Annotated in this window: 25 protein-coding genes; 14 read left to right on the forward strand and 11 right to left on the reverse strand. The window is 55.4% G+C overall.

Annotated features, from left to right (window positions below; all coding sequences use genetic code 11):
* Positions 1–17: 17 nt before the first annotated feature.
* The 4 genes from livH to OKX01_RS09280 are packed head-to-tail and all read left to right on the forward strand — an operon-like array spanning position 18 to position 3,633.
* A complete protein-coding gene (gene livH, locus OKX01_RS09265; protein ID WP_094196698.1) occupies positions 18–947 on the forward strand; it encodes a high-affinity branched-chain amino acid ABC transporter permease LivH in 930 nt (309 codons plus the stop codon).
* Complete coding sequence (livM, locus tag OKX01_RS09270) at positions 947–2,170, forward strand: high-affinity branched-chain amino acid ABC transporter permease LivM (protein WP_121738934.1); 1,224 nt, start codon at positions 947–949, stop codon at positions 2,168–2,170. The genes livH and livM overlap by 1 nt, the downstream gene beginning before the upstream one ends.
* Positions 2,167–2,931: a high-affinity branched-chain amino acid ABC transporter ATP-binding protein LivG gene (livG, locus tag OKX01_RS09275; protein ID WP_094196700.1), complete on the forward strand. Its 765-nt coding sequence runs from the start codon at positions 2,167–2,169 to the stop codon at positions 2,929–2,931. Before livM ends, livG begins: the two co-directional genes overlap by 4 nt.
* A complete protein-coding gene (locus OKX01_RS09280; protein ID WP_094196701.1) occupies positions 2,932–3,633 on the forward strand; it encodes an ABC transporter ATP-binding protein in 702 nt (233 codons plus the stop codon).
* A 159-nt stretch (positions 3,634–3,792) separates the two neighbouring features.
* Here the strand turns inward: OKX01_RS09280 and OKX01_RS09285 are convergent, their stop codons facing one another.
* The 3 genes from OKX01_RS09285 to OKX01_RS09295 all read right to left on the reverse strand — a co-directional run bounded on the left by OKX01_RS09285 (position 3,793) and on the right by OKX01_RS09295 (position 7,105).
* The gene (locus OKX01_RS09285; protein WP_264672834.1) at positions 3,793–4,494 is read right to left on the reverse strand and encodes a hypothetical protein; all 702 of its coding nucleotides are present in this window, start codon (positions 4,492–4,494) and stop codon (positions 3,793–3,795) included.
* 24 nt (positions 4,495–4,518) lie between these two features.
* Positions 4,519–5,133, reverse strand: coding sequence for a glutathione S-transferase family protein (locus OKX01_RS09290; protein ID WP_094198345.1), 615 nt, complete (start codon positions 5,131–5,133; stop codon positions 4,519–4,521).
* Positions 5,134–5,197: 64 nt separating this feature from the next.
* On the reverse strand, positions 5,198–7,105 hold the full coding sequence (locus OKX01_RS09295) for a S9 family peptidase (protein ID WP_264672835.1): 1,908 nt from the start codon (positions 7,103–7,105) through the stop codon (positions 5,198–5,200).
* 153 nt (positions 7,106–7,258) lie between these two features.
* Here OKX01_RS09295 and OKX01_RS09300 point away from each other — a divergent pair, with 153 nt between their 5' ends.
* The 5 genes from OKX01_RS09300 to OKX01_RS09320 all read left to right on the forward strand — a co-directional run bounded on the left by OKX01_RS09300 (position 7,259) and on the right by OKX01_RS09320 (position 12,836).
* Entirely contained in the window at positions 7,259–8,230 is a 972-nt protein-coding gene (locus OKX01_RS09300) for a D-2-hydroxyacid dehydrogenase (protein WP_264672836.1), read from the forward strand.
* A 3-nt stretch (positions 8,231–8,233) separates the two neighbouring features.
* Positions 8,234–9,022: an SDR family oxidoreductase gene (locus tag OKX01_RS09305; protein ID WP_264672837.1), complete on the forward strand. Its 789-nt coding sequence runs from the start codon at positions 8,234–8,236 to the stop codon at positions 9,020–9,022.
* 12 nt (positions 9,023–9,034) lie between these two features.
* Entirely contained in the window at positions 9,035–10,078 is a 1,044-nt protein-coding gene (locus OKX01_RS09310; protein WP_108727491.1) for a type I glyceraldehyde-3-phosphate dehydrogenase, read from the forward strand.
* A 50-nt stretch (positions 10,079–10,128) separates the two neighbouring features.
* Positions 10,129–11,526 carry a class II fumarate hydratase gene (gene fumC, locus OKX01_RS09315; protein ID WP_125276831.1) on the forward strand — a complete coding sequence of 466 codons (1,398 nt, stop codon included), beginning with the start codon at positions 10,129–10,131 and terminating at the stop codon, positions 11,524–11,526.
* A gap of 128 nt (positions 11,527–11,654) precedes the next feature.
* A complete protein-coding gene (locus tag OKX01_RS09320) occupies positions 11,655–12,836 on the forward strand; it encodes a PQQ-dependent sugar dehydrogenase (protein ID WP_264672838.1) in 1,182 nt (393 codons plus the stop codon).
* Positions 12,837–12,840: 4 nt separating this feature from the next.
* Here the strand turns inward: OKX01_RS09320 and OKX01_RS09325 are convergent, their stop codons facing one another.
* The gene (locus tag OKX01_RS09325; RefSeq protein ID WP_230018168.1) at positions 12,841–13,629 is read right to left on the reverse strand and encodes a class I SAM-dependent methyltransferase; all 789 of its coding nucleotides are present in this window, start codon (positions 13,627–13,629) and stop codon (positions 12,841–12,843) included.
* A 96-nt stretch (positions 13,630–13,725) separates the two neighbouring features.
* Complete coding sequence (locus tag OKX01_RS09330) at positions 13,726–14,151, reverse strand: universal stress protein (RefSeq protein ID WP_094196705.1); 426 nt, start codon at positions 14,149–14,151, stop codon at positions 13,726–13,728.
* A gap of 255 nt (positions 14,152–14,406) precedes the next feature.
* Here OKX01_RS09330 and OKX01_RS09335 point away from each other — a divergent pair, with 255 nt between their 5' ends.
* Complete coding sequence (locus OKX01_RS09335) at positions 14,407–14,745, forward strand: c-type cytochrome (RefSeq protein ID WP_264672839.1); 339 nt, start codon at positions 14,407–14,409, stop codon at positions 14,743–14,745.
* Positions 14,746–14,961: 216 nt separating this feature from the next.
* On the opposite strand, the gene OKX01_RS09340 is transcribed toward OKX01_RS09335, so the two are convergent.
* The 3 genes from OKX01_RS09340 to OKX01_RS09350 all read right to left on the reverse strand — a co-directional run bounded on the left by OKX01_RS09340 (position 14,962) and on the right by OKX01_RS09350 (position 17,966).
* Positions 14,962–16,179 (reverse strand): cyanate transporter, encoded by a 1,218-nt coding sequence (locus OKX01_RS09340; RefSeq protein ID WP_264672840.1) that lies wholly within the window; start codon positions 16,177–16,179, stop codon positions 14,962–14,964.
* 56 nt (positions 16,180–16,235) lie between these two features.
* On the reverse strand, positions 16,236–16,910 hold the full coding sequence (locus OKX01_RS09345; protein WP_094196708.1) for an ankyrin repeat domain-containing protein: 675 nt from the start codon (positions 16,908–16,910) through the stop codon (positions 16,236–16,238).
* A 102-nt stretch (positions 16,911–17,012) separates the two neighbouring features.
* The gene (locus tag OKX01_RS09350; protein WP_094196709.1) at positions 17,013–17,966 is read right to left on the reverse strand and encodes a LysR family transcriptional regulator; all 954 of its coding nucleotides are present in this window, start codon (positions 17,964–17,966) and stop codon (positions 17,013–17,015) included.
* Positions 17,967–18,107: 141 nt separating this feature from the next.
* Between OKX01_RS09350 and OKX01_RS09355 the strand changes: the two genes are divergently transcribed.
* Both OKX01_RS09355 and OKX01_RS09360 read left to right on the forward strand, forming a co-directional pair.
* On the forward strand, positions 18,108–18,425 hold the full coding sequence (locus tag OKX01_RS09355) for a DUF4148 domain-containing protein (protein ID WP_094196710.1): 318 nt from the start codon (positions 18,108–18,110) through the stop codon (positions 18,423–18,425).
* Between the two features lie 380 nt (positions 18,426–18,805).
* Complete coding sequence (locus OKX01_RS09360; RefSeq protein WP_264672841.1) at positions 18,806–21,268, forward strand: heavy metal translocating P-type ATPase; 2,463 nt, start codon at positions 18,806–18,808, stop codon at positions 21,266–21,268.
* A 168-nt stretch (positions 21,269–21,436) separates the two neighbouring features.
* Here the strand turns inward: OKX01_RS09360 and OKX01_RS09365 are convergent, their stop codons facing one another.
* Positions 21,437–21,877, reverse strand: a complete 441-nt coding sequence (locus OKX01_RS09365) for a YtoQ family protein (RefSeq protein WP_264672842.1) — start codon at positions 21,875–21,877, stop codon at positions 21,437–21,439.
* 294 nt (positions 21,878–22,171) lie between these two features.
* Positions 22,172–23,371, reverse strand: coding sequence for a tyrosine-type recombinase/integrase (locus OKX01_RS09370; protein ID WP_264672843.1), 1,200 nt, complete (start codon positions 23,369–23,371; stop codon positions 22,172–22,174).
* 188 nt (positions 23,372–23,559) lie between these two features.
* Here OKX01_RS09370 and OKX01_RS09375 point away from each other — a divergent pair, with 188 nt between their 5' ends.
* The gene (locus OKX01_RS09375; protein ID WP_264672844.1) at positions 23,560–24,627 is read left to right on the forward strand and encodes a DNA-binding protein; all 1,068 of its coding nucleotides are present in this window, start codon (positions 23,560–23,562) and stop codon (positions 24,625–24,627) included.
* Between the two features lie 333 nt (positions 24,628–24,960).
* Here OKX01_RS09375 and OKX01_RS09380 read toward each other — a convergent pair whose 3' ends face one another.
* Positions 24,961–25,092: a hypothetical protein gene (locus tag OKX01_RS09380; RefSeq protein ID WP_264672845.1), complete on the reverse strand. Its 132-nt coding sequence runs from the start codon at positions 25,090–25,092 to the stop codon at positions 24,961–24,963.
* Positions 25,093–25,363: 271 nt separating this feature from the next.
* Here OKX01_RS09380 and OKX01_RS09385 point away from each other — a divergent pair, with 271 nt between their 5' ends.
* Positions 25,364–26,956, forward strand: a complete 1,593-nt coding sequence (locus OKX01_RS09385; RefSeq protein ID WP_264672846.1) for a multicopper oxidase family protein — start codon at positions 25,364–25,366, stop codon at positions 26,954–26,956.
* Positions 26,957–26,965 lie beyond the last annotated feature (9 nt).

Below are 26,965 nucleotides of genomic sequence, written 5' to 3' on the forward strand. Positions count from 1 at the left end.
AACGGAAAAAAACAAGCATGTCTGATTTACTCCCTCAGATCGTGCAGCAGCTGTTCAATGGTTTATCCTTGGGCGCTATTTATGCACTGATCGCCATCGGCTACACAATGGTCTATGGCATTATCGGAATGATTAACTTTGCCCACGGCGAGATCTACATGATCGGCGCCTATGTCGGGCTGGTGACCCTGACTGCGATTGGCGTAGGCTCGGGTCTGCCCATCTGGCTGATCATTCTTATCATGTTGCTGGTTGCCATGCTGGTAACCGCCGTTTACGGCTACGCAATTGAAAAAGTTGCCTATGCGCCATTGCGTGGCAGCCCTCGGCTGGTCCCGCTGATTTCAGCCATTGGTATGTCCATTTTCTTGCAGAACTGGGTTGCCCTGGGCCAAGGCGCACGCGATATGGCTGTACCCGCCTTGCTGACGGGTTCTTTCCAGTTCAGTCTGGGCTCGGACGGCTTTACGGTTACCGCGCCTTACTCTCGCGTCATGATTATTGTCGTCACCGTAGTGCTGATGATCATGCTGAGCCTCTACATCAAATACTCGCGTCTGGGTCGTGCCTCGCGTGCTTGTTCACAAGACTTGCGCATGGCCAATCTGCTGGGGATCGACACCAATAAAATCATCTCCTTCACCTTTATCATCGGTGCCATGCTGGCTGCCGTGGGCGGCGTGCTGATTGCCACCGCCATTGGCAAACTGAACCCCTTTATCGGCTTTATTGCCGGCATCAAAGCCTTTACAGCCGCCGTGCTGGGCGGGATTGGCAGCATCCCCGGCGCCATGCTGGGCGGAGTCTTGCTAGGTTTGGCAGAAACCTTTGCCGCTGCCTTTATTTCGTCGCAGTACAAGGACATCGTGGCCTTTTTACTGTTGGTCTTTATCCTGCTGTTCCGCCCAACGGGCCTGCTGGGTAAACCCGAGGTGGAGAAAGTCTAATGATGAACCGCTTTAGCAATGCATTTATCGCCGCTGTCCTGGCAGGCATTATTGTGGCTCCCGTCTTTGGCCTGCAAATTATACGCACCGGGATGACCACCCACCTGGAAAGCGATTGGCAGATCATCCTTATCGGCATGGCACTGGTCTTTGTCGTCCAGTTGATCCGCCCTAACGTCAATCGCACCAAGGTGCGTGAAAGCCGCTGGACCTTGCCCAAACTGAGCATGCAGCACAAGAAGATCCTGCTGTACATCGTGATCGCTTGTGCCGTGGTCTGGCCCTTTTTTGGTGGTCGTGCCCAAGTGGACATTGCCACCCTGGTGCTGATCTACATCATGCTGGGCCTGGGGCTGAACATTGTGGTCGGCTTTGCCGGCCTGCTGGACCTGGGTTTTGTGGGTTTTTATGCCGTAGGTGCCTATACCTACGCCTTGCTCTATCACTACGCAGGCTGGGGCTTCTGGGAAGCGCTGCCGCTGGCGGGTGGTATGGCGGCCCTGTTTGGCTTCCTGCTGGGTTTCCCCGTACTGCGCTTACGCGGCGACTACCTGGCCATTGTTACCCTGGGCTTTGGTGAAATCATTCGCCTCTTGCTCATCAATATGTATAACCTGACGGGTGGCCCAGACGGCATCTCCGGTATTCCCAAGCCAACCGTATTCGGTTTCCCCATGGCGCGCCGTGCGCCAGAAGGGCAGACCACGTTCCACGATATGATGGGCTGGACCTTCAGCAATCAGGACGTCGTGGTGTATCTGTATTTGATGGCCCTGGCTCTGGCCCTGATTACCTTGTTAGTCTCCAGCCGTGTGGTGCGCATGCCTATTGGCCGTGCCTGGGAAGCCTTGCGCGAGGACGAGATTGCTTGTCGATCGCTGGGTCTGAACCCCACCACCATCAAACTGTCCGCCTTTACCATGGGCGCCATGTTTGCCGGTTTTGGCGGTGCTTTCTTTGCTGCCCGTCAGGGGCTGGTCAACCCAGAGTCCTTCACTTTTATTGAATCAGCCTTAATCCTGGCCATCGTCGTGCTGGGTGGTATGGGTTCACAAATTGGCGTCATTCTGGCTGCCATTGTGCTGACAGTGGTTCCTGAATTGGCCCGAGAGTTCGCGGAGTATCGGATGTTGATTTTTGGTTTGGTCATGGTTGCCATGATGGTTTGGCGTCCACAGGGCTTGTTACCTGTGCAACGCCCTCATGTGGAGTTGCGTACATGAGCCCATTACTCCAAGTATCAAACCTGTCGATGCGTTTTGGTGGCTTGCTGGCAGTCGATTCCGTCAGCTTCGATGTAAAGAAAGACGAAGTCTTTGCCATTATTGGCCCTAACGGCGCTGGGAAAACCACCGTATTTAACTGTGTCGGTGGTTTTTACAAACCCACCTCCGGCTCGGTCACCCTGGAAGACCAGCCCATCCACGGCTTGTCCAGCCATAAAGTGGCACAAAAAGGCTTGGTGCGTACCTTCCAGAACGTACGCCTGTTCAAGAAACTGACCGTACTGGAAAACCTGCTGGTTGCCCAGCACAGTCAGCTCAAGGCCGGCTTTCTGTCTGGCCTGTTAAACCTGTCACGCTACAAGCTGGCAGAAAAACAGGCCAAAGAACGAGCCGTGACATGGCTGGACTTCATGGGTCTGACCGATCTGGCCAACCGTGAAGCGGGCAACCTGGCCTACGGCCACCAGCGCCGCCTGGAAATTGCACGTTGCATGATTACCAAGCCTCGCTTGCTGATGTTGGACGAGCCTGCAGCGGGCCTGAACCCCCAAGAGAAACGCGATCTACAGGCCCTGATCGACCAGCTACGCCGGGAGTTTGGCGTGGCCGTCTTGCTGATCGAGCACGATATGAGCCTGGTTATGGGCGTGTCAGACCGGATCCTGGTCATGGAGTATGGCAAACCCATTGCCACCGGCCTACCTGAAGAAGTGCGCAATGATCCGCGCGTCATCAAAGCCTATCTGGGGGAAGAATAAGTGCTGAAGCTGGATTCCGTATCTACCCATTACGGCGCTATTCAGGCGCTGGATCAAGTTAGCGTGGACGTGAATCAGGGCGAAATCGTCACCCTGATTGGCGCGAACGGCGCTGGCAAAACCACCTTGCTCATGACCGTATGTGGCTCGCCCCGAGCCAGCTCGGGCAGCATCAGCTTCATGGGCGAGGACATTACCCAAGCCGATACGCACCGCATCATGCGCAAAGGCATCGCTATCTCTCCCGAAGGCCGCCGCGTCTTTCCAGACTTGACCGTATCGGAAAATCTGAAGATGGGCGGCTTCTTTCTGAGCCGCAGCGAGATCGAAGAAGGGGAGGAGCACGTCTACAAACTGTTTCCCCGCCTGAAAGAGCGCGCAGCCCAACGTGCCGGAACCATGTCAGGTGGTGAGCAGCAAATGCTGGCCATCGGGCGTGCGCTCATGAGCAAGCCTTCCTTGCTGCTACTGGACGAACCTACGCTAGGCCTGGCCCCACTGATCATCGCCCAGATTTTCGACATCATCCGCATGATTCGGGAAGAAGGTGTGACGGTGTTCCTGGTGGAACAAAACGCCAATAAGGCTCTGCAAGTTGCAGACCGTGGTTATGTGCTGGAAACCGGGAAAGTGGTGATGCAGGATACCGGGGCCAATCTGTTGGCCAATCCGGATATTCGGAAGGCGTATTTGGGGGCTTGACGTATTTGCACCCCAGAAAAAAGCTGAACACCAAAAAAACCAGAGATGGCGTATCTGCCAATCTCTGGTTTTTTTATTTACCCCTGCTTAGTCTCAAATAAGTATCCGTTTCAACAAAAAGTGGCGCAAGGCAAAAAGAGGCTGGGCCACCGTTCACTTCTACTCGTTTTCCAAACAGAGTGTGAGCTGCTGCCCGTTGGAGCCAAAGGCGCAATCAGGAAGAGGGGTACGTAAATTGAAATGCAGCGGCAGCACCAAGTAAAGCACGACCAACAATAACGCAACGACTGTTTTAACCTTGCTTGGTCGGGATGCTATCGGGTAAAGTCCGGCCTGTCGATATTTCACGATGCCGATCGCCGCGAGGCCCGCCCCTACCAGCATGGATACATAGAGCTCGCCAAGCCCAGGTGACAACATCTGCTCATGTCGTTCATACGCCTGCCAATATTGAATCCGCCACAGCGCACTGATACCCACTTGCAGTAGCCCCGCTAATACCCAGGTAATATGCCATCCAGAGAGCCGGAACAACGCTAGAGCGCATAGGCCTGATACGCCAAAAACCCAGTAGCTAAGATTGAATAGGGCGCCAAACATACCGCCCAATAGCGTTCCGCTGACATCCGTGGGTTTTAATACATGAAAATTAATGAAGGCAAACAAGGCCAAGACGGCCAATGCGGCAAGCCAGCTTGCCGCATAATAGCCGAGGTTTCTGGGAGCAGGCCCATCGTGTCTTTGCCGATAAAAACTGAACAGTCTGTTTTTACTCACTATCAACCTGTCCCAGAGCATGATGCTGTGTGGCTCGCCAGATAAGTGTGTGATTCGTCTCGTGCTATCTGAAGGATCAATCACTCACTATTCGCTTTGCACACAAGCTTAATCCTTCAATAGACCTTCACCACGCAAGGCCGCTTTCACGCCCTCGTTCTGCTCCATACGAGCAAAGAACGCGTTCAGGTTCTTCATGCCCGACAGGTCCAGCTTCATCAGGCCAGCCCAGCGCAGCACCACGTACAGGTAAGCATCGGCCACAGACAAGGAGCCCGACAGGGTTTCTTTGCCTTCCAGGTGCTTGTCAATCACGCCCAGTTGTTTGGTCAGCAAAGCAGCGGTCTTGGCTTTGATTTCGGCCTGGGTCGCTTCCTGATCAGCGTAGCGATGCACACCGAACACCACGCCCACGTTACGGTGGATTTCAGCGTTCAGGAAAGCCAGCCAGCGGCGCGCTTCAAAGCGCTGTTCGATCGTGCTGCCAATCAAATTGGCTTGCGGGTTCTTTTCGTTCAAGTATTCCAGAATAGCGATACTTTGCGTCAAGACCAGATCACCGTCCACCAGAACCGGCACAGCGCCGCTCGGGTTCAGTTTCAGGAAGGCTTCTTGTTGCAGTTCGTCGCGGCTAACGCGCTGGGATTCAAATGGCTTGCCTAGCCACTCCAATGCAATGCGGATTACCAAAGGACAAGCACCGGTCATGTAATACAGTTTCATACGTTCCCCTTCCAAAATTGCGATAAACAAAATGGCGCGAGCTTGTCGCGCCACTCCAAAACAATCAAGGCTGCAAATGTCGCGCTAGAAAGCGTTCCATGCGCTCGTAAAACTCGAACTTGTTCTCGTCGTTGTGAAAGCCGTGGCCTTCGTTGTCCTTGACCATATACTCCACGTCTACACCACGTGCTTTTAAAGCCTCGACCATTTGATCGCTTTCCGCCTTGTTCACCCGAGGATCATGTGCGCCCTGAGCAATAAATAGCGGAGTACGGATTTTGTCGGCGTGCAGAACCGGAGAGTTGGCTTCCAGCAGCTCTTTATCCTTCTCCGGATCGCCCACCATGGCGTGCATTTTCACCAGCAGCGGTTTCCAATACGGCGGGATGGTGTTCATGAAAGTCAGCAAGTTGGACACGCCTACATAGTCCACTGCAGCCGCGTACAAGTCCGGGGTTTTGACGATACCGGCCAAGGTCGCATAACCACCGTAGCTGGCACCGTAAATGGCAATACGCTTGGGATCAGCAATCTTTTGATCCATCAGCCACTGCACGCCATCGGTAATATCGTCCTGCATGCTCAGGCCCCATTGCTTGAAGCCCGCTTCCCAGAACTTGCGGCCATAACCGGTCGAACTACGGAAGTTGATTTGCAAGACGGCGTAGCCACGGTTGGCCAGGAACTGCACCTCGGGGTTAAAGCCCCAATAGTCGCGCGCCCAAGGGCCACCGTGCGGGTTGATTACCACCGGCAAATTACGGCTGGGTACACCCAGCGGCAGACTCAGGTAGCCGTGGATTTTCATGCCATCGCGTGCCGTAAATTCGATGGGATGCATGGTCGCCATATCGCTTTCAGGCAGCGCACTATTGATGACAGCCAGCTTATGCAGGCTGTTGCTATCCACGTCATAGAGGTAGCGTGAGCCTGGATTGCGGTCGCTGTAGCTGGCCACAATCATTTTCTTTTCATCGCGGGTGATGGACTGAACGCTGATCTCGTAGCCGGGCAGTTGGCGCGCAATTGCCGCGTGGACTTTCTCGCTGTGCTCGTCAAAGAAATGCTGACCCGGTTTGTCGGTGTAGTAATCCACCGAGGTCAGCACCTGGCGAAGACGGGAATAACCGGCCCCCATCAAATCGTAATCAGGCAATTCGTAAATTTTCTCTTCCTCGTGCGGCTTGGCAGGATCAATCAGGACTAAGGCCGAAGTGTCACGGCCACGATTGCTCAGCGCGTAAAAACGCTGGTTATCCGCGTGAAAGAAGAGGGGGCTGACTTCGGTACGGAAGTCCGTTTGCAAAATGCTGCGGAAGGGCTCGGATTCGCTGTCACGGTAACGCAGTTCGGAATCTACGCCCGAGATCGAGATCGCCAAACGCACACGACCTTGATGGTCCGTGCTCCAGCCCAGTACATCGCCTGGGTTCTCAGCGGCCAGGGTGCTTTCGCCGGTCAGGACATTCACCTTGTAGACATCAAACACTTCCGGGTTGCGGCCATTGTGTGACACCAGGATATGCTCCGGGTCGTCGGGCAAGTCATCCTGTACACCGGCGCGCACACCTTCCAGCGGTGTCAGATCAGTGACTTTGCCCGTGATCACGTTCACGGCCAGTACGTGATAGTTCTCGTCGCCATTGACGTCCTTGGCGTAAATAACGGTCTGGTCGCCTTTCCAGAAGTATTCGGCAATATCGCGCTGATGTTCAGCGGTGACTCGACGAGGCTCACCGACCGGTTCACTGCCTTTCAACTCTTGCACAAAGATATTTTGACGGGCGGGATTGCCATCAATTTTGACGGGCTCCATAAAGCCGATCATGCGCCCCTGGTCCGAAATCCGGAAACCGCTACGCTTGGGATTCTGAAAGAAGTCCCGTATGTCGTACAGTGGGGGAGTGGTGCTAGCGACGTTATCCGGTATCAGGGCGTGGGCGCCCAACGAAAGCAAGAGGGACAAGAGCATAAGCAATAACCTATAAAACAGGGTTATGAGGATCAGACCAAGGACAAGCCTGCGTCAATCCCATTACTATATCGGATGATGGTACCCGGCAAAGCTAAGAGCCCTCTGAAAATAGGGCCAGAATAGCGGGGACAACCCAGGACAAGGACAGGCATGACTTCTTTGACTCGTATCGTTTTTCTGGATAGAGAGACACTGTCAGACAGCGTACAGCTGCCACAGGTTCCCTTTAAGCATGAACTGCAAGTGTACGGACGTACGGCTCCCGATCAAGTGGCCGAACGTATTGCTGATGCCGACATTGTCATCAGCAATAAAGTGGCGCTGCGACGTGAGCATTTGCAGGCCGCGCCCAACTTGAAAATGATCGCGCTGGCCGCTACCGGTAGCGACAATATCGACCTGGATGCCGCCCGCGAACACCAGATTGTCGTCAGCAATATCCGCGACTATGCCGTACGTAGTGTTCCGGAGCACGTTTTTGCGCTGATCTTTGCCTTGCGTCGCAATATCTGCGCTTACCGCCAGTCTGTCAAAGAAGGCCGCTGGCAAGAAGCCCAACAGTTCTGTTATTTCGACTATCCCATACGCGATCTGGCCGGCTCCACCTTGGGGCTGATCGGTTCGGGCTCCTTGGGGCAAGCCGTTGCCACCATGGGCCGCGCCTTGGGCATGAAAGTCATCTTTGCCCAGCGCCGTGGTCAGACCATCGTCAGTAATGCTGATGACCGCCTGCCTTTCGAGCAAGTTCTGGAACAGGCGGACATCCTCTCCTTGCATTGCCCGCTGACAGCAGAAACGCAGAACATGCTGGGCATGGCCGAATTTAAGCGTATGGCCCCGCGCCGCCCCTTGCTGATCAATACCGCCCGTGGCGGGCTGATTGACAATCAAGCGCTGGAGCACGCCTTGCGGCAAGGCTGGCTGGGTGGCGCCGGCATTGATGTTTGCACGCCCGAACCGCCACCCGCGGACCATATCCTGATGCGCTTGTTAGACTTGCCCAATTACATTTTGACGCCGCACATAGGCTGGGCCAGTCAGGAAGCCATGCAAGCCCTGGCAAACCAGCTGATCGAAAACATTGCGGCTTTCCACCGTGGCGAAGCACGCCATACGCTGTAGACAATGACTGATTTAAGCTCCTATCAAGCCAATTTTTCCCTGGCCGGCCGCTGCGCTCTGGTGACCGGCTCTTCTGCTGGTCTGGGCCTGGAAATCGCCCGTGCCTACGCCGCCCATGGCGCCCATGTGATTCTGCATGGCCGCAACGCCAGCAAACTCCTGCCGCTTGCCGAGGAACTGAAAGCCGTTGGCGCCCATGTCGATACCTGGGAGCACGATCTGGCCGATCTGGACTCCTTGCCGGGCTCCTACCAGGCCCTATGCCAGCGCGCCGGCACACCGGATATTCTGGTGAACAATGTAGGCGTACGACTGCGCAGCCGCTTGCAGGACGCCAATTGGGACGATATTGAGCATTTGCTGAATGTGGACCTGCTGGCCACGCTGAAATTGTCCAAATACGCGGCCCAGGCCATGCTGCACGCCCAAGCCCAGCAAGGTCGTATTGTGACCTTGACCTCCATTGCAGGCCCGCTGGCCCGTCCGGGTGACGCTATTTACCCCGTCGCAAAGCAGGGACTGGCCGGCATGGTGCGTGCGCTGGCAGTAGAATTTGGCGGGCAGGGCATTACCAGCAACGGCATTGCCCCTGGCACGTTTGCCACAGAAAGCAATGCGGCGCTGGCCCAGGATCCGGTCAAAGGCCCTCTGGTGGTTGGCCGCAATCCCTTGGGACGCTGGGCCAATCCGGATGAAATCCGCGCTGCTGCTGTGTTTTTGGCCTCCCCGGCTGCTTCCTATGTCAATGGCCATATCGTGGTTGTAGACGGCGGATTCTCCATTACTTTCTGATTTTTCCTGATCATGCCGCTACCTCGTCCCATCCGCATCGCGATCAATGGCTATGGCCGCATAGGCCGTTGCTTGCTGCGCGCCATTTACGAATCCCCACAACGTCAGGCGTTTGATGTGGTGGTTATCAACGAGCCCGCCACGATAGCCACCATGGCTTACCTGACGCGCTTTGATTCGACTCATGGCGTATTCCCGGCCCAGGTAGAGCACAACGAACACGAACTGATTGTGGGTGGCAAAGCCATACGGGTTCTGCATGAAACCGACCCCAAAGCCATAGACTGGGCGGCGCTGAATCTGGACATGCTGATCGAGTGCAGTGGCGCCTTTGGCAGCCGCGCCGAGCTGCAACAGTTCCTGGACGCCGGTTGCCCGCGTGTGCTGGTATCAAACCCTGGCAATAGCGCCCAGGATGTGGATTTCACCACCGTGCTGGGCATTAACCATGAGCAGTTGCAGGGCGACGAGCGGATTGTCTCCAATGCGTCCTGCACCACCAATGCCATCATCCCGGTTCTGGCTGAACTGGATAAAACCTTTGGCATACGCCACGCCTTTTTAAGCACGCTGCACTCGGTGATGAACGATCAGCCCATGATCGACGGCTACCACAGCAGCGATCTGGCCCGTACCCGTTCCGCCTTGCAATCCATGATTCCCGTCTCTACCGGATTGGCGAGCGGCGTAGAACGTCTTTTGCCGCAGCTAAAAGGCAAGGTTCAGGCCAAGTCCATACGTGTGCCCATCTTGAACGTGTCGGCCATTGATCTGATGGTCAATCTGGAGCGCGACACTAGCCGGGACGAAATTAACCAGCTGTTTCAGAAAGCGGCACAGCAATGGCCTGGTATTCTTGACTACTCCGATCAGGCCCATGCCTCGATCGACTTCAATCACAATCCACACTCTGCCGTGGTGGACGGATCACAAACCCGAACCAATGGGGACGGGCTGGTCAATATGCTGGTCTGGTTTGATAACGAATGGGGGTTTTCCAACCGCATGCTCGATATTGCCTGTGTGTGGGCTGCGCGCTTTTTGCGCCAGCCGTGAACACCCCATTTCCAAACTGAACTGTCTTCCGAATTCTTACAGGAGCCATGATGAGTACGACACGTATTGAACAGGATTCCATGGGAACCATTGAGGTTCCCGCCGACCACTATTGGGGCGCACAGACACAGCGCTCGATTCTGAACTTCCCGATTGGTCGCGACCGCTTCCAGTGGGGCCGCAGCATGATCGAGTCGCTGGGCATCCTGAAAAAATCCACGGCCCTGGCCAACCAGGAACTGGGCGAATTGCCCGACGAGCTAGCCCAGTTGATTGTCAAAGCGGCTGATGAAGTGATTGCAGGCCAGTGGGACACCGAATTCCCGCTGGTAGTGTTCCAGACCGGCTCTGGCACGCAAAGCAATATGAACGTGAACGAGGTGATCTCCAACCGCGCCATTGAGCTGGCCGGTGGCGAGAAGGGCAGCAAAAAGCCCGTCCACCCGAATGACCACGTAAATCGCGGCCAGTCGTCTAACGACACGTTCCCGACTGCCATGTACATCGCAGTGGGTCTGGAATGTCAGCGCCGCCTGCGTAAAGACGTGGGCCAGTTGCGCGACACCCTGGCCGCCAAAGCCAAGCAATTCAACAATATTGTGAAAACTGGCCGTACCCACTTGCAAGATGCCACGCCCATCACGCTGGGTCAGGAAATTGGTGCCTGGGTTGCGCAGATTGATTTCGGCCTGCAAACCGTGGACAAGGCACTGGACGGCATTTACCAACTGGCGATTGGCGGCACTGCCGTGGGTACAGGTCTGAATGCCCATCCGCAGTTTGGCGAGCGTACAGCGGCCCATATTGCCAAGATCACAGGTCTGCCATTCCAGGCTGCCGAAAACAAGTTCTTCGCACTGTCGGCCCACGATGCGCTGGTGAACCTGTCCGCCTCCCTGCGTACCCTGGCCGGTGCCTTGATGAAGATGGCTAACGACGTGCGCTGGCTGGCCAGCGGTCCTCGCTGCGGGATTGGCGAACTGCAAATCCCCGAGAACGAGCCCGGTTCCTCCATCATGCCCGGCAAGGTCAACCCGACTCAGTGCGAAGCTCTGACCATGGTAGCCGTGCAGGTCTACGGTAACGACGCTGCTGTCGGCTTTGCCGGCAGCCAAGGCAACTTCCAGCTGAACGTCTACAAACCGGTGATGGTGCATAACGTCCTGGAGAGCATTGCCTTGATCAGCGATGCGTGCCTAGCCTTTGATGAGCATTGCGCCCAGGGTCTGGAACCTGTCATGGAGAAAATCCAGCACAATCTGGATCAGAACCTGATGCTGGTTACCGCCTTGAACCGCCACATCGGTTACGACAAGGCCGCCTACATTGCCAAGACCGCCCATAAAGAGGGCCTGACCTTACGTGAATCCGCCCTGAAATCGGGCTACCTGACTAACGAGCAGTACGATCAGTGGATTGTGCCGTTGGATATGACTCACCCGGGCTAAACCCCAGCCTCGGTTATGCTTGACCGTGTTCGCTCCATCAAGGGAGCGAACACCTAAGAAGACGGCCCTGTGTCTCTATGAAAGAGTAGGGGAGTGTTTCACCCCAACTAGCTGCCTTTCACTGCCCTATGCGTATAAAGAAAATTCTCGGCTTGTCCTCGGCGTTTGCTGCCACCGTGCTGGGCATGGCTGCCGCCATTGCGCCGACGCCGGCCCGGGCACAATCTGAACCTGTTCCTGTTATCAGCGGGCCGGCTGTCTCGGTTGAAATCCTGGCCAGCGGACTGGAACACCCTTGGGCCATGGTTTTTTTGCCCAATAACGCCGGAATTCTCCTTACCGAACGCCCAGGCCGCCTGCGCATTTGGACCAAAGAAAACGGCTTGTCTGAACCCATAACCGGTGTGCCCAAAGTCCACGCGCACTCTCAGGGCGGTTTACTGGATGTGGCTCTGGCCCCGGATTTTTTCCGCAGCCGCCGGATTTATCTGGCTTATGCAGAGCGGCGCGACAAGCAACACTCGGCCACCACCGTAGGCTATGGCGTGCTGTCTTCGGACCTGAAACGTATCGATGCCTTCCGTCCGATTTTCCGCCAGGAACCCGCCTTGTCCACCGGGCAGCACTATGGCGTGCGCATGGCCTTTGATCCGGGTGGACGAGACCTGTACATTGCCTTGGGCGAGAACAACCAGCCCGCAACCTCCCAGCAACTGGATCATCTGCAAGGCAAAGTCGTACGTATCCGTCCGGATGGCATGGTCCCACGCGACAACCCCTTTCGCAGTCTGCGCGGTGCCAGGGCGGAGATCTGGAGCTACGGCCACCGTAACCCGCAGGGCATGGCCTGGAACCCCTGGACAAATGAACTCTGGGTCGCTGAACATGGCCCGCAAGGCGGCGATGAGCTGAACCGCATTCAATCGGGCGCCAATTATGGCTGGCCTTTGCGTACCAAGGGTCAAGGCTATGATGGCAAACCCATTCCCAACGCCAGTACCACACTGATTGAGGGCCTGATCGAACCCTTCCACTACTGGTCAGTGTCGCCTGCTATCAGCGGTATGGCTTTCTATAACGACGAGCGCGTCCCGGACTGGCAGCACAGCCTGTTTGTTGGGGCCCTGAAAGAGCAAGCCTTGATTCGTCTGCAATTTGACGAAGAGGACGGCCATATCGTCGGAGAAGAGCGCTTGTTGCAAGACCTTAAGCAGCGTATCCGGGATGTACGCGTCGGGTCGGATGGCGATGTCTATGTGCTGACCGACGAAAACAACGGCCAGCTCCTGCGCATCCAAGCCAAGCCCTGATCCCTTAAGCCGGTTTGCGACTGCGTGTCGCCATAAAGCTGGGCAAGTATTTCTCGATCTCAAAGCGCGGGGCGGGGTGCATTTCTTCGATGTAATCGACCAGATGCAAACCTGCCTGCAACTGCCCACCAATCTGCTGCGCCAGGGAATGCCCAAAAATCAAGGGCTCCATGCGAGCCTGCTTGGCTTGTAGTGCGTCGGCATCCAGGCTGCTTAAGTCCGAATAAGGGACCGTGAACTTGGGACGGATCAAGCCCTGCTGGGCATAACTGGGATCCCGGTCGGCAATAAACACAGCCGGATTGAAGAAGCTGGACAGCAAATGTCCGCCTGGACGCAAAACGCGGGCGCATTCTTTCCACACCACGCTGATATCAGGCACATACTGGTTAGACACCGGGTGTAAGATCAGATCAAAACTCTCGGACGCAAAGCGCGATAAGTCGCACATATCGCCTTGTTCGATCTGCAAGGACAAGCCGTCACGCTCGGCCACCATACGGTCTTTGTCCAGTTGCCCGGCAGACAGATCAAACACCGTTACCTTAGCCCCGGCTGCGGCCAAAATAGGGGCTTGCTGCCCACCGGCACTGGCCAGGCATAAAACGGATTTACCTTGAATATCACCCAGCCAATCCGCAGGAACAGGCGAGGGCAGCAAATGCACTTGCCATTGCCCACGACGGGCCTGTTCAACCTGTTCGCTGCTGACAGGCAAGGACCAGGGGCTTTCGGTTTGCGCCTGCTTGTCCCAGGCACGGGCAGTGTGATCGAGTAAGTCGGAGTCTGGCATAAGGGGTGCGTTTGTAGTTGTGATGGCGGTATTGAAACACAGTCATAAAAAAGGCCGTCTCAAGGACGGCCTGCCGAGACTGAACAATCAGCTCAATTACTTAATCAAGGTGACGGGCACATGCACCAGGCTCAGCACCTTGGTTGTAACCGAACCCAGCACCAGGCCGGGTAGGGCGCTCAGACCGCGAGTCCCCATCACAACGTGATCGATTTGGTTATTTTCTACATATTCTTTGATAGTTTGAGCGGCGTTGCCGGCAATAATGCTCTCTTTGACTTTCAAGGGCGATCCAGCCAACACGGAGCGCGCAGGCAAAAGCGCATTGCTGCCTTCATCCTGGTAGTACGCCTGCAACACGTCTTCCGAGAAAAAGCGTTTAACGTTGCCCGACACGATCGGTGTAGGAACAGCCAGTACGTGCAAAGTGGCTTCTGGTTTGCCCGTTAGGATGTCAACCGCTGCTTTCAAAGCGCGCGTGGAAGCATCTGAGCCATCGACAGGAACGAGAACATTAAGCATGAAGACCTCTTGTAGTGTATGAACTGTTTAAGTATGAAGCACTAACTTCTACTAGGACATTACAGAATAAGCGCAGCGACCCGCTTGATCAGCATCAAGACCCACCGCAATTTATGAAAGCTTGTTCTATCATAACCGTATGATCACGATGTGCATGCCACATAGCCCCACTTATGTGCGGAAAAATACAAGTGCGACGCACCTTTCTCGCCCACCGTTCTGGCGCACCAGCCTTTTAATTAGGAGATACCCCTCATGCGTGTAAAGCAGCTACTGGTCTGTACAGCCTTGTTCAGTGCCGGTTTCAGTGCTCAGGCAGCCCAAGCCAGTTTTGAATCGGTCCAGGATGTGTTGACCAGAAACGCTTGCCTGTCCTGCCACACTGTTGACAGGAAAGTGGTCGGTCCTGCCTATAAAGACATTGCTGCCATGCGCAAGGGCGATCCGGCCAATGCTGAGGTGATTGCCCAGCATATTCGTCAAGGTAGCAAGGGGGTTTACGGTCCTTTACCCATGCCTGCAAATCCGGCCATTTCCGATGCGGACATCCAGGTAGTCGTGGACTGGATCATGGCGGGTGCGCCAAAAGAATAAGCAGGGTGTTGACACACAGGGAAACGGTCAACCAAGGATGGCCGTTTTTATTGGCTGCGCAGGATTGCGATTTTCCGTGCCATCCTACGATCATCATTTTGATAGGAAAAGACAAACGCAGCATCTGCGGTCAACGGCTAGACCACAAAATCCCAAGGCGATAAAAAAGCCTGGGGGCATCAATAGCCAGGCTTTTTTCTACATGATCAGATTGACTTAAAGAGTGTCGTTCCGATTCATCTTTTTGGCGTATTGCGCAGGCTGAAAGCTCCAGGCCATGATGGCCACCAATGCCGCCATTGCCGCATGCAACATCCAGCCTGCCTGAAAGCCATTACTCATTTCACGCAACTGCACGCTGATCATGGGAAAGAGGGCCGCAATCGGAAAGCCACCGCCTTGCATCAAGGCACTCAACGTCCCGGCACGAGCCGCATCCGGAAAGTGGTCCAGAGCCACCAACAGCAGCAAAGAAAAACAACCGCCCAGACCGATGCCGATAATAATCGCCCATAAATATGGGGCCATATCGGGCACAAAAGTAAAGGCCAGAAAGCCAACACATTGGCAAGCCAGGGCCAGCCATACCCACATACGGCGGTCTTTGTTCTTGGCCGCCAAGGTGGGCAAACCAAACGCCGCAATCGCTTGCGCCACCGACAAAACCGCCACCAGGCTACCGCTGGATTGCGCTGACCAGCCTCGATCTTGGTAGAACGTCGCTAGCCAAGTCACCAAGGAGGCATAACCCCCGTTGATCAGGCCAAAACACACCATTAAGGTCCAGGTGCGGGGACGAGCCAGCAAAGACAAGGAGGGCGGCGACAAATTCGCGCCCGGCTCCTGGCGTGGCACCACTTTCCACGCAATCCACAAGGCCACACTAATGGGCAAAGCCCAGAATGCCAGGGCGATACGCCAACTATCCGTCAAGGCACTCAGCAAAGGCGTAATCTGCGCGCCCAAAGCACCACCCCCCATCAGGGTGGCCGAGTAAATTCCGGTTACCTGAGCAATATGATGCGGAAACTGCTCTTTGATCAAACCGGGCATCCCAGCCTGCAACAAAGACACCCCAAAACCGCAGATCAGGGCTGTGGCAATCAGGCTGGCTCCATTGGGCACAAACCAGCGCAACACGCAGCCCAGACACAGCAAAAGCAAAGAAGTCATCAGCACGTGACGCAGCGCCAGGACACGCCGCAAAGAGGGCATGCAAAAGGCCCCCAGCCCCATCACCATCATAGGCAGCAAGGTCAACCAGGCCAGGCTGCTCAAAGGCATGTCCAAGCCTTCGGCCACCTGCCTGGCCAAAGTACCGCTGGATGTCAGAAAAGGGCGCAGGTTCAGCCCGACCAAAATGACGAAAGCCAGCCACAAGCCTGGGCTGGCCAATGCGCCCGACCGTGCGGGCGCAGTCTGAGTAAAAGACATAAAATCGTTATTGTTGTTGATGAGAAGAAAAAAATAGAGGGACGAACAGACTAGGCTTAGGGATTCGCCCCGGCCTGCTCCAGAATTTCGGCCATCTCGGTTTGGCTACGTTGGCGCGCCAAACTTAACGGTCGTACACCCTGACGATCCGGCAAGTTCACATCCGCCCCGGCCTTGATCAGCAAGCGCAGTACTTCCTGATGATCTGGCCCCCCATCGGACAACACGATGGCCTCATGCAGGGCAGTCCAACCCAGATAATTCACGTGATTAGGGTCTACGCCCGCTGCCAGCAGCAAACGTACGATATCGACATAGCCATGTTCAGCGGCAGGGATCAAAGCGGTGCCACCATAACGGTTCACGCTACGCAGATCAGCCCCATTTTTCAGAGTCATGCGTAGAATTTCCAAACGGCCTTGTGCACCGGCAACCAGATAAGGGCTGTCGTGAATGGAGTCAGTCTGGTTCACATCCGCGCCCGCGCGTATCAACTGCTCAGCAATATCCACATGGTTCAACCAGGTCGCACGTAGCAAAGGGCTTTGCCCTTGATCGTCGCTGACACTGACACTGGCGCGTGCTCGTTTTTCTGACAGAATTTCGCGCACCTTGGCACTATCGCCTTGTTCGACTGCTTCCAGCAAAACGGTTTGCGAGTACACGTTGCCACTTCCTAAGGCCAGGCCCATCACCAGTCCTGCCAACAAGCCTTGAATTGTTGCGCTCATGTACGTTCCCCCTTCATGGCTTTGGCCAAAGGGGCCAAACGTCTATAAATAGCATAGTTAGGTTTTGATCAATAGCGCGTCACGGCCATAGCACTTATATTTTTAGGGATAAGCCTGACCGGCCGCTGCGACATCCAGCTCCGGTTGCGACATCAATCGGTCCAGTTCACTGCGTAAATAGTTCAAAAACACACGAGTTTTTTGTGGCATCAGGCGGGATGGCAATAGCGCCAGAATGGGGAAAGGCGCAAACTCCCAATCAGGCAAAACACGCTCCAGTTGCGCACAATCCGGATCCAGACGGCGCTCCAGCAAGGATGCGGCGGTAATTCCCAAATCATGCACAGCCAGCTTGCGCATCATGATGGCGTTATTCACAGTGATAGCCCCTTCCACAACAGCGTCATAACGCTCTTGATTCGGGCCGCGCAGGGACCAGATACGATCCGCACGAGCAGGGCGGGCGCAGATACACGTGTGTCCTTCCAACTCTGAAGGGTGTTTGGGCCGCCCTTTGCGATCCAGATAATTGCGGGTTGCATACAGCCCCAATCGAATCTGTCCCAACATGGTGGCGACCGCGCTGGAGTCGGGCTGGGCACCCACGCGAATGACGCAATCGTAATTGTCCGACTGCAAATCAATAGGCCGAATCGTCAAATCAAACTCCAGCTCGATATCGGGATACTGCTGATTGAAGCCTCGGATAATGGACGGCATCAGCACAATGCTGAAGCTAGCCGGCATGGAAACGCGCAAGCGGCCTTTGGGGGTTTGGGCCACATCCAGCAACTGCTCGTGGGCCAGCCGGGCCTGTTCAACTACGGCCAGGCAACGCTCGAAATACACTTGCCCGGCATCGGTCACATCCACATTGCGGGTGCTGCGTTTTAGCAAAGCCACCCCCACTTCTTTTTCCAGTTCACGGATACGGCGTGACACCGTGGAGACGGGCATTCCCAAGGCCTGGGCAGCGCGACTAAAGTGGCGAGCGCGGGCCACTTCCACGAAGATCGCGATGTCGTTGAGCAAAGGGCCGGCGATAATGGTACTCATTTGGATTGTTCCATGAATGGAAATACATTTGCAATATTAAGGGTTTTTACTAGGTTTAGAAAGGCTCATACTCCATCTAACGATTCGCTAAACACCACAGCGAACGACCGAAAAACACACCATAGATATTTGGAGTAAATAATGAAAAACATCACACGCGCAACTATCGCCAGCCTGATTCTGGGTGCTACCGCTTTGAGCGGCACCGCCATGGCAGCCACCAACAACGTCGCCACCGGTGAAAACCTGAACTACCCAACGATTCAATCGACCGACGCTCCTTTGAGCCGTCAGCAAGTGGTTCAGGAACTGGCTACCGCTCAAGAGCAAGGCTACGTTAGCGCGGGTTCCATGAGCGATTACCCACGTATTGATACCCGCTCCGAACTGAGCCGTGATCAAGTTGCAGCTCAAGCCAACGACTGGAACAACAACAACGGCTCCTTCGTTGCTTACTAAGTTGAATAATCGCTAGTTAGTCGTCGCTTCCCCCTTAAAACGCCTCTTCGGAGGCGTTTTTTTTACCGCCGGGCCGTCCTAAAGCACGGTGCCCCCGATAAAAACGCTCCCTTGGGGATGAGCCGGACACACAGTAGTCCATTGCGGACTGCTGTGCGTCAGACGAATCCGAGCAGCATGCAGGCCGCGAGGTGGAGCGCAAGCCGAAGGCGTAGCATGGGGGCATTTTTTACCGCCGGGCCGCCCCAAGGTAAAAACGCTCCCTCGGGGGGCAGCAAGCCGAAGGCGTAGCGTGGGGGCATTTACTATCACGTCTTGACCTTCCCATCGGGTCAAGCCCTAAAGTGGCTCCATTGACGATTCATTGAAGGGTGATTTCGATGACAACAAGCGCTTCAAACAAGGGCTCACGCCTGACTTTAGACGTAGAAGGCATGACTTGCGCCTCCTGCGTGAGTCGGGTTGAAAAGATTATTGGCAAAGTGCCAGGAGTGCAATCGGCCCAGGTCAACCTGGCCACCAACAAAGCCACCGTGGACTACGACGGGGCTGCACCCATCCAAGCGATTATGCAGGCAGTGGAAAAGGGTGGTTACAAAGTTTCCCAACAAGACATCGTTTTGGATGTGCAGGACATGACCTGCGCTTCTTGCGTAGGTCGGGTGGAAAAAGCCCTGCTGAAAGTGCCCGGTGTACAAAAAGCCTCGGTCAATCTGGCTACCGCCAAAGCCCACGTCCAGGTCGTGCAAGGCGTAAAAACTGCCGACCTGATTCAGGTCGTAAGCAAAGCCGGTTATCCCGCCAGCCTGGCTCAGGCTGCCGCCACAAACGACCAGTTCGAACGCGCCGAGCAAAGCTACGAAACCCTGCGCAAGCGTTTCTGGCTCGCTCTGGTTCTGGCCTTACCTGTTTTCATTCTGGAAATGGGCGGCCATATGGTGCCTGCCTTTCATCATTGGGTGGCCAGCACCATCGGCACACAAAATAGTTGGTTGATCCAGTTTGTTCTCACCACGCTGGTCTTGCTATTTCCTGGGCGAGAGTTCTATACCAAAGGAATTCCTGTTCTGCTGCGTGGCGGCCCGGATATGAACTCGCTGGTGGCGGTGGGGACGTTGGCGGCGTACAGCTTCTCGCTGGTTGCAACCTTTGTTCCCCAGTGGCTGCCTGCCGAATCCGTTTACGTTTACTTCGAAGCCGCCGCTGTCATCGTGGCCCTGATTTTGCTCGGGCGCGTCATGGAGGCCCGCGCCAAAGGCCGTACTTCTGAAGCCATTCAGCGCTTGCTCAGCCTGCAACCACCTACCGCCCGTGTACGTCGTGACGGACAGGAAGTCGAACTGCCTTTAGCCGATCTGCATACCGGCGATATCGTCCTGGTTCGTCCCGGCGAGCGTATTCCGGTTGACGGTGATGTGGTGGCCGGTCAAAGCTATGTGGACGAATCCATGGTGACGGGCGAATCGATTGCCGTCTCCAAATCCCTGGGCGATAAGGTCATCGGTGGTACGGTAAACCAAAAAGGTTCGCTGGAATTTGAAGCTACCGCCGTAGGGCAGGACACCGTACTGGCCAATATTGTCTCTATGGTTGAGCAGGCCCAAGGCTCCAAGCTGCCGATTCAGGCCGTGGTCGACAAAATCACGCTGTGGTTTGTGCCTGCCGTCATGACACTGGCCGTCTTGACCGCCATTGTGTGGCTGATTTTTGGCCCATCGCCCGCACTGAGCTTTGCGCTGGTCAATGCCGTGGCCGTGCTGATTATTGCGTGCCCTTGCGCCATGGGTCTGGCCACACCAACCTCCATCATGGTGGGAACAGGTCGTGCTGCACAGGCAGGTGTGCTATTTCGTAAAGGGGACTCTCTGCAAGCACTGCGCGATGTGAAAGTCGTGGCCGTGGATAAAACCGGCACCTTGACCAAAGGCGCGCCCGAGCTGACCGATTTTGTGTGCGCCTCGGGTGAAAACCAGGATCAGACTTTGGCTGCCATTGCCGCTTTGGAGAATTACTCCGAACACCCGATTGCTCAAGCCATCGTCAGCGCCGCCAAGGACAAGCATGTCACGCTACCCAAAGCCGAGCAATTCGAGTCCCTGACCGGCTTGGGCGTCACGGCTCAAATCGGAGCCGATCAATGGCATGTCGGTGCAGACCGCTTGATGACTCAATTAGGTGCAGACCTGTCTGCTTTTACGGAGCAGGCCCAAGCGCTGGCCCAGGAAGGCAAGACGCCCATGTATGCCGCTCGCAACAAGCAGGTTATTGCCTTGCTGGCTGTGGCTGATCCGATCAAGGAAACCACCCCGCGCGCCATTGAGCAGTTGCATGCCCGTGGCATCAAAGTAGTCATGATTACCGGTGATAACCGCCACACGGCCCATGCCATTGCCCGCCGCTTGAATATTGATGAAGTGGTGGCGGAAGTCATGCCTGAAGGCAAAGTCCAGGCTGTCCAGGCCTTGCGCGAAACCCATCAACATCTGGCCTACGTCGGTGACGGGATTAACGACGCACCCGCGCTGGCCGTGGCCGACGTGGGGATTGCCATTGGCACGGGCACGGATATTGCCATTGAAGCGGCTGATGTGGTTTTGATGTCGGGGGACATGCAAGGCGTAGTCACCGCGATTGCCTTGTCCCACGCCACCATGCGCAATATCCGTCAAAACCTGTTCTGGGCCTTTGCCTACAACGTGGCGCTGATTCCCGTTGCCGCCGGTGTGCTGTATCCCTTTAACGGCACCTTGCTCTCGCCCATGTTTGCCGCAGGCGCCATGGCCTTGTCCAGCGTCTTTGTCGTTAGCAATGCCTTGCGTTTGCGTCGTGTGAAGCTGGATTAAGATCTTCTCAAAACACGTAGTACCGCAGGTCTTTAAAACCCGTTGTTTTAACAACGGGTTTTTTCTTCTCTCTTCTCTCTCAGAGCAGAAAAATGCCGCCACGGATGGGCGGCATGTTTATCGGGCAAAACAATATCGCCACACTCACGCTCCGACCTGTACTGATAATCAGGCTTTCAGCGTATAGCGCAAAATCTCGACGATCTGCTCGGGTGTGGTCGCCCAGGCCTGCGCACTGGCATCCACTTCTTTCAATGGGTGGATGATGTCCTCGGCATGCAAGGTCACGTAAGGTTTGCCCAAGGCGGCACAGAAGCCAGCATCAAAAGCAGCATTCCACTGCTTGTACTTGTCCCCAAAACGCACCACGACCAGATCCGCCTGCTCAATCAGGGCTCTGGTACGGATGGCATTGATTTTGGAAGACTTGTGATCACGCCAAAAACCTTCGCTGGCCGGCCCCAGGTGATCGCCTGCGGCATCGCTGGCATCATGATCGGTGACCGGGCTGGTAAAGGTGATATCCAGTCCAACGGCCTTTGCGCCTTGGGCAATCTGCTCGCGCCAATCCGTGTGAATTTCGCCGGACAGATAAACGGTGTAAGTCATTACGCACTCCATAAAGAAAAGCCGGACGCCTCTTCAACAGGCGCCCGGCGCATTCAAACCCGTCCAACAGTAGCATATTGAGCGCTGCCTAACAGCAGACAAACGCGATAGCCCTTATTTGCAAACACATTCAAGGTGTCAAACAGGCGGCTCGTACCTCTGGATACCGTATTACATGGGTGCAATCGGCTTGAACTCGCAGATACCACGCCTTGGGATTGCTGTTTTACTGAGCGATCCAGGGCGTCTAGCTAGTTCAGTTTTCCTGCAATGAATCGGGCAGATACTTACACCTTATTTCCAACCCAAACTATGAGATTGCTCCAGCGCCTGGTGACGTTGATCATCATCGGTATGCAGATAGATATTGGTCGTGGCAATGGACTCATGGCCCAGGGTGTCACGGATGATGCGTAAATCCACGCCTTGATCAGCCAGATGAGAGCCTGCTGAATGGCGCAGCCAGTGTGCCGAAGCCTGCTCCAGAATGCGGGCCTGAGATTCCTGGTCTGGATGCAAATTCCGCAAACGGTCAGCACTGCCTTGAAAAACCTGTTTGACCAGTACATGCGCCATGGCCCGCGTCAGATGTTTGTCACTGGCGCCAGCCGACATTAATAAAGGATAGGGCTCCAAGGCCTGCGGGGCACCCTGCAGAGCATGCGCTTGCCGATAGCGCATCAACTCACTAAACAGCTCCTGCGTCAAAGGCACACGACGCCATTTATCGCCTTTGCCGTGGATATGCAGCCACCACTGGGCTGTCGCTCCCGCATCGGCACGTTCTTGAACATCGGCCATACGTGCCTGAACCAGTTCGGAAATACGCAAGGCACCACCATAAAGGATAGAGAAAAGCCAGCGTACACGCGCCTTGTAGCGCAACTCGCTCTGCGTATCTTCGGGCAAAGCCTGAATGTAATCCTGCACCCAACGCCATTGCAGCCGGCTCAAATATCGCTGCTGGGAGGCAGTGGTTTTCTTTTGTCGACGACCTTGATGCGACAAGGCCAAAGGATTGCCCGCCAAATACCCCGCCTGCACCAGCCAGCTAAATAAAGAGTTCAGGATCAGTACAGCCTGATTCCGGCTGCTTTCAGACAAAGGCCCGGCAAAGGGCCGCCACGCCGCATGGTGACGGGCAGGGCGGGCGCGTCCTTGAACCACCCAACGATGAGCTGGTTGAGGGTCTGCCAAAAACAAACGATAGGCCAGGATGTCTTCCAGACTAAGCGAGGACAGATCCTTGCGACGCTCCAAGACGGCCCACAACAAAAGCCGCTCCGCCTCCTTGCGATAGTTCGCGTAGGTACGCGGGCTATCTATATAGCGTGCCAACCAGGCTCGCAACGCCTCTATATCTGTTTGCGCCTCAATCTGCGCCCGCCCACCGATAGAACGGTTTGCGCCTTGCCGCCCATCAAAACGGGCCAGTAATTGAGCAATATCGTCCGATCCCAGTTCTGTTGAGGGCGACGTGTTGGCTATTTCCATGGATAAGCAGAAAAACAGAGGCGTTAAGAGAGCAGGGAAGGGTTTTCAAACCCGCCCCCGTACAATCCGGCCTTCTTAAGGCCATATATTTGACATTATAGAGATAATGTCAAATTATAGAATTCAATTTGTTGATAATTTTATATATTACGTTGTATTATTAATTAAATTATCAACAAAGGTGAAAAATGGAGCAAAACCAGCCCAATGAGGGCCAAATCTTGGCTGATGTGGCCCAATTACGCGATCGCTTCAGCCATACGCAGACTTTGTACAAAGAAGTGGCTGCGCTCCTGTTTTTTCGCTATGGCGTCACGCCTACGGCCAACAAGCTGTACCAATTGGTGCGTAAAGGCAGCATGAGTGCCCCAGCCCAGGCTCTCCAGACGTTCTGGGAAGATTTGCGGGACAAAAGCCGGGTTCGGCTGGATATGGCTGATATGCCAGAAGAACTGCAAAGCCTGACGGGAGACCTGCTGGGCCGTATCTGGCAAGAAGCCATGGGTCACTCAAAACAGCACCTGCAGCATTACCAAACCCAGGCTGATGAACGCGTCGCACAGGCTCAAGCCCTAACCCAGGAAGCACAACAGGCACTGGAAGTAGAGCAGGGCGCCTTGAAAACGGCTCAAGCCAACATAGAACGCTTGAAAGAAGCACTACAGACAGCCGGTCAGGAGCAAGCGGCTCTGAAACAAGACTTGCTGCACGCCAAACAACGCCAAAACGAGCTGGAAACCGAAAAGCAGTTGGTTCAGCAAGAGCTGCGCCGCCAAAGCGAACAGTTCACCCAGGATTTGGAGCGGCTGCAAAAAGCCATTGAGCTGACCGAGGAGCGCGCCCAGGCCAACGAGCGCCGTGCCTTGTTGGAAATCGACAAGGAGCGCTCCATTCAAACGCGACTGCGTCAACAAATAGAAGAGGCCGAGCACGCGAACAAAACCCAGCGTCAGGCTCACGAACAAGAGCTGAACCAGCAGCAGGATCAAATGCAGAAGCTGCGCCAAGAACTGGGGCAAGAGCAGGGCGAGCGTCGTGCCATGCAAGCAGCTCTGGATATCAGCCATAGCTTGGCCAAAGAGATGCAGGGACAACTACAAATGCTACGCACACGTACAGCCTTGCTGGAGCGAGAAAATGAAGAAGCGCGCAAGAAAGCCCAACTGCTCAGCCAGCAACTGGAGCAAGCTCAGGCCCAGCCAGTGCGGCCCGTACGCTTAAAGCGGCGCTTGATCAAGAGCAATCCTGAACAATGAAGAGCCCATTCAGCAGCCTATGCCAGCATGCACTAGGATAGGCGTGGCGCGCTTTCAATCACCGAAAAAGGTGTCGGCCGATTTAGCGGGATTTCAATCAAAAATCAGGCAAAGCCCAGCCTTGAATGAACGAGCAGCCGAACCGAAGGCAAGGACAATTCATCGCCTCCCTCGTGCTTTGAATCCCTTCGTCCTCCTGCTTCGAATGCCATCATGAATGGAGCACTGCGTGTAACGGTCTGTTTTAGCGTAAACGACCAATAGCAGCCTCGTGCTAAGCTTTTACCCATGCTGCGCGCACTCATTTCATCTCGCAAAACCATAGGCTGGCTTTTAGTAGCCAGCCTTATTGTTTTGTTTGCCAGCATCGGCCTGGGTACCAGCTTTACCGCGCACGCCACGACTCAGAGCGCGGCTCACAGCATCATTCAAGGGCACCACGCCTCGCCGGGGCAATCTCACCATAGCGCTCCCAACCATTGCAGCACCCCGCAAAAAAGTGGCTGCTGCGCGTGTCTTGCGACACTGATTCCACCGCCTGAAGCGATTGTCTTGCAGCCCGCTTTCCCTCCCGTTCCTTTGCACCAAGACTACCTCTCCCGGTTCATTGGCCCCGCCCAGCCACCTCCGCGCTCGTCCTGATCATCTCGTTCTAATTACCGCCCCAAGCCTAAAAAGCCTGTACTCACTAGGCGTGGGCAGCGCATGTGTATTGATGATTAATAGGGATAAACCCATGAAACGACGCGATTTTTTCAAACTCACCTTAGGTGCCAGCCTCTTGAGCAGCCTGCCTATACGAAGCTGGGCACAGGGCATGATGGAGCACCACGGATCCATGCCCGCAGATATGCCCGGTCACGGCATGATGGCTCGGCAAGGCTTGATGCCGGTCGAAAAGATGCCGGCAGGTCAGGCACTTCAAGCTCTACCAGTGCTGAAAAACAGTAGTCAGAAAAAAGGGCTGTTTCAGGCGAAAATTACTGCGGCCGCCCACCAACGTGTGCTCGCCGATGGTAAAACCACCGAGCTTTGGCTATACAACGGCCAGGCTCCCGGCCCACTCATCGAGCTGTACGAAGGCGATCAAGTCGAAATCGAGTTTGAAAACCAGCTGGATCAAGCCACTACGATTCACTGGCACGGCTTGCCCGTACCCTCGGATCAGGACGGGAACCCACAGGACGCGGTCTTACCAGGACAAAGCCGCTACTACCGCTTTACTTTGCCCCAAGGTTGCGCCGGCACCTACTGGTATCACCCGCATCCGCATGGAAAAAGTGGTGAGCAAGTCGCGCATGGACTGGGCGGGACAATTATTGTTCGTTCTCCCAAAGACCCGTTGAAGGACTACGCGGAACAACATTGGGCGATCAGCGATTTGCGGTTGGACATCAATGGCCATATACCGGCCAACACCGGCCCGGATTGGATGAATGGCAGGGAAGGGCAGTTCGTGCTGTTGAATGCTCAACGCCAGCCGCGCATCCAGACCAGCACAGCAGAACGTATTCGCGTCTGGAACTCCTGCTCTGCCCGTTATTTAAGGCTGCACATCCCCGGCGCCCAGCTGATTCAAGTTGGTACAGATGGTGGGTTGCTGGAACAGCCTTTGGCCGCCGCAGAGTCTATTTTGCTGGCACCGGCTGAACGGGTGGAGTTCTTTATCCAAGCGGAAAAAGACCTGGAAAGCAGCTTGCAAGCCCTGTATTACGATAGGCAAAAAATGATGGTCAAGGAAAAGCCCGAGACCTTGACGCTGGCTGGGCTGACAATCCGCCATCAGGAAATCGACCTGCCCGAGCAGCTACGGACAATTCCGGCGATTCCTGCTGCCGCCAGTACCGCAAAAGTGGTGTTCAGCGAAGTCATGCCCATGAACCACGACATGCCATCCGGGCACGGCTCTGGCATGGCGGCCTCGCCCGGAATGAACCATCAGGGCATGGGGGGCATGGACCAGGAAACCATGACGCCCGGCATGGCAGCCATGCGCTCCATGTTCCGCATCAACAATCAGGTCTACGACATGAACCGTATCGACCTGCGTTGCCCGACCGGGGAGTGGCAATACTGGGATGTCATCAACGACTCCCATATGGATCATCCTTTCCATCTGCACGGAACGCAGTTTCAGGTGCTGGCACGTCAAACCGGCAACAGGTCCTTCCCGGAGCCATTCCGTGCCTGGCGAGATACTGTCAATCTGCGCCCCAACGAGACCGTCCGACTGGCATTCCGACAGGAATTGCCAGGCCTGCGCATGTTTCATTGCCACATTCTGGAGCATGAGGACCTGGGCATGATGGCGCAGCTAATGGTGGAATAAGGAGGCGGA

Source organism: Alcaligenes sp. SMD-FA, assembly GCF_025960365.1.
Taxonomy (GTDB): Bacteria; Pseudomonadota; Gammaproteobacteria; order Burkholderiales; family Burkholderiaceae_B; genus Alcaligenes; species Alcaligenes aquatilis.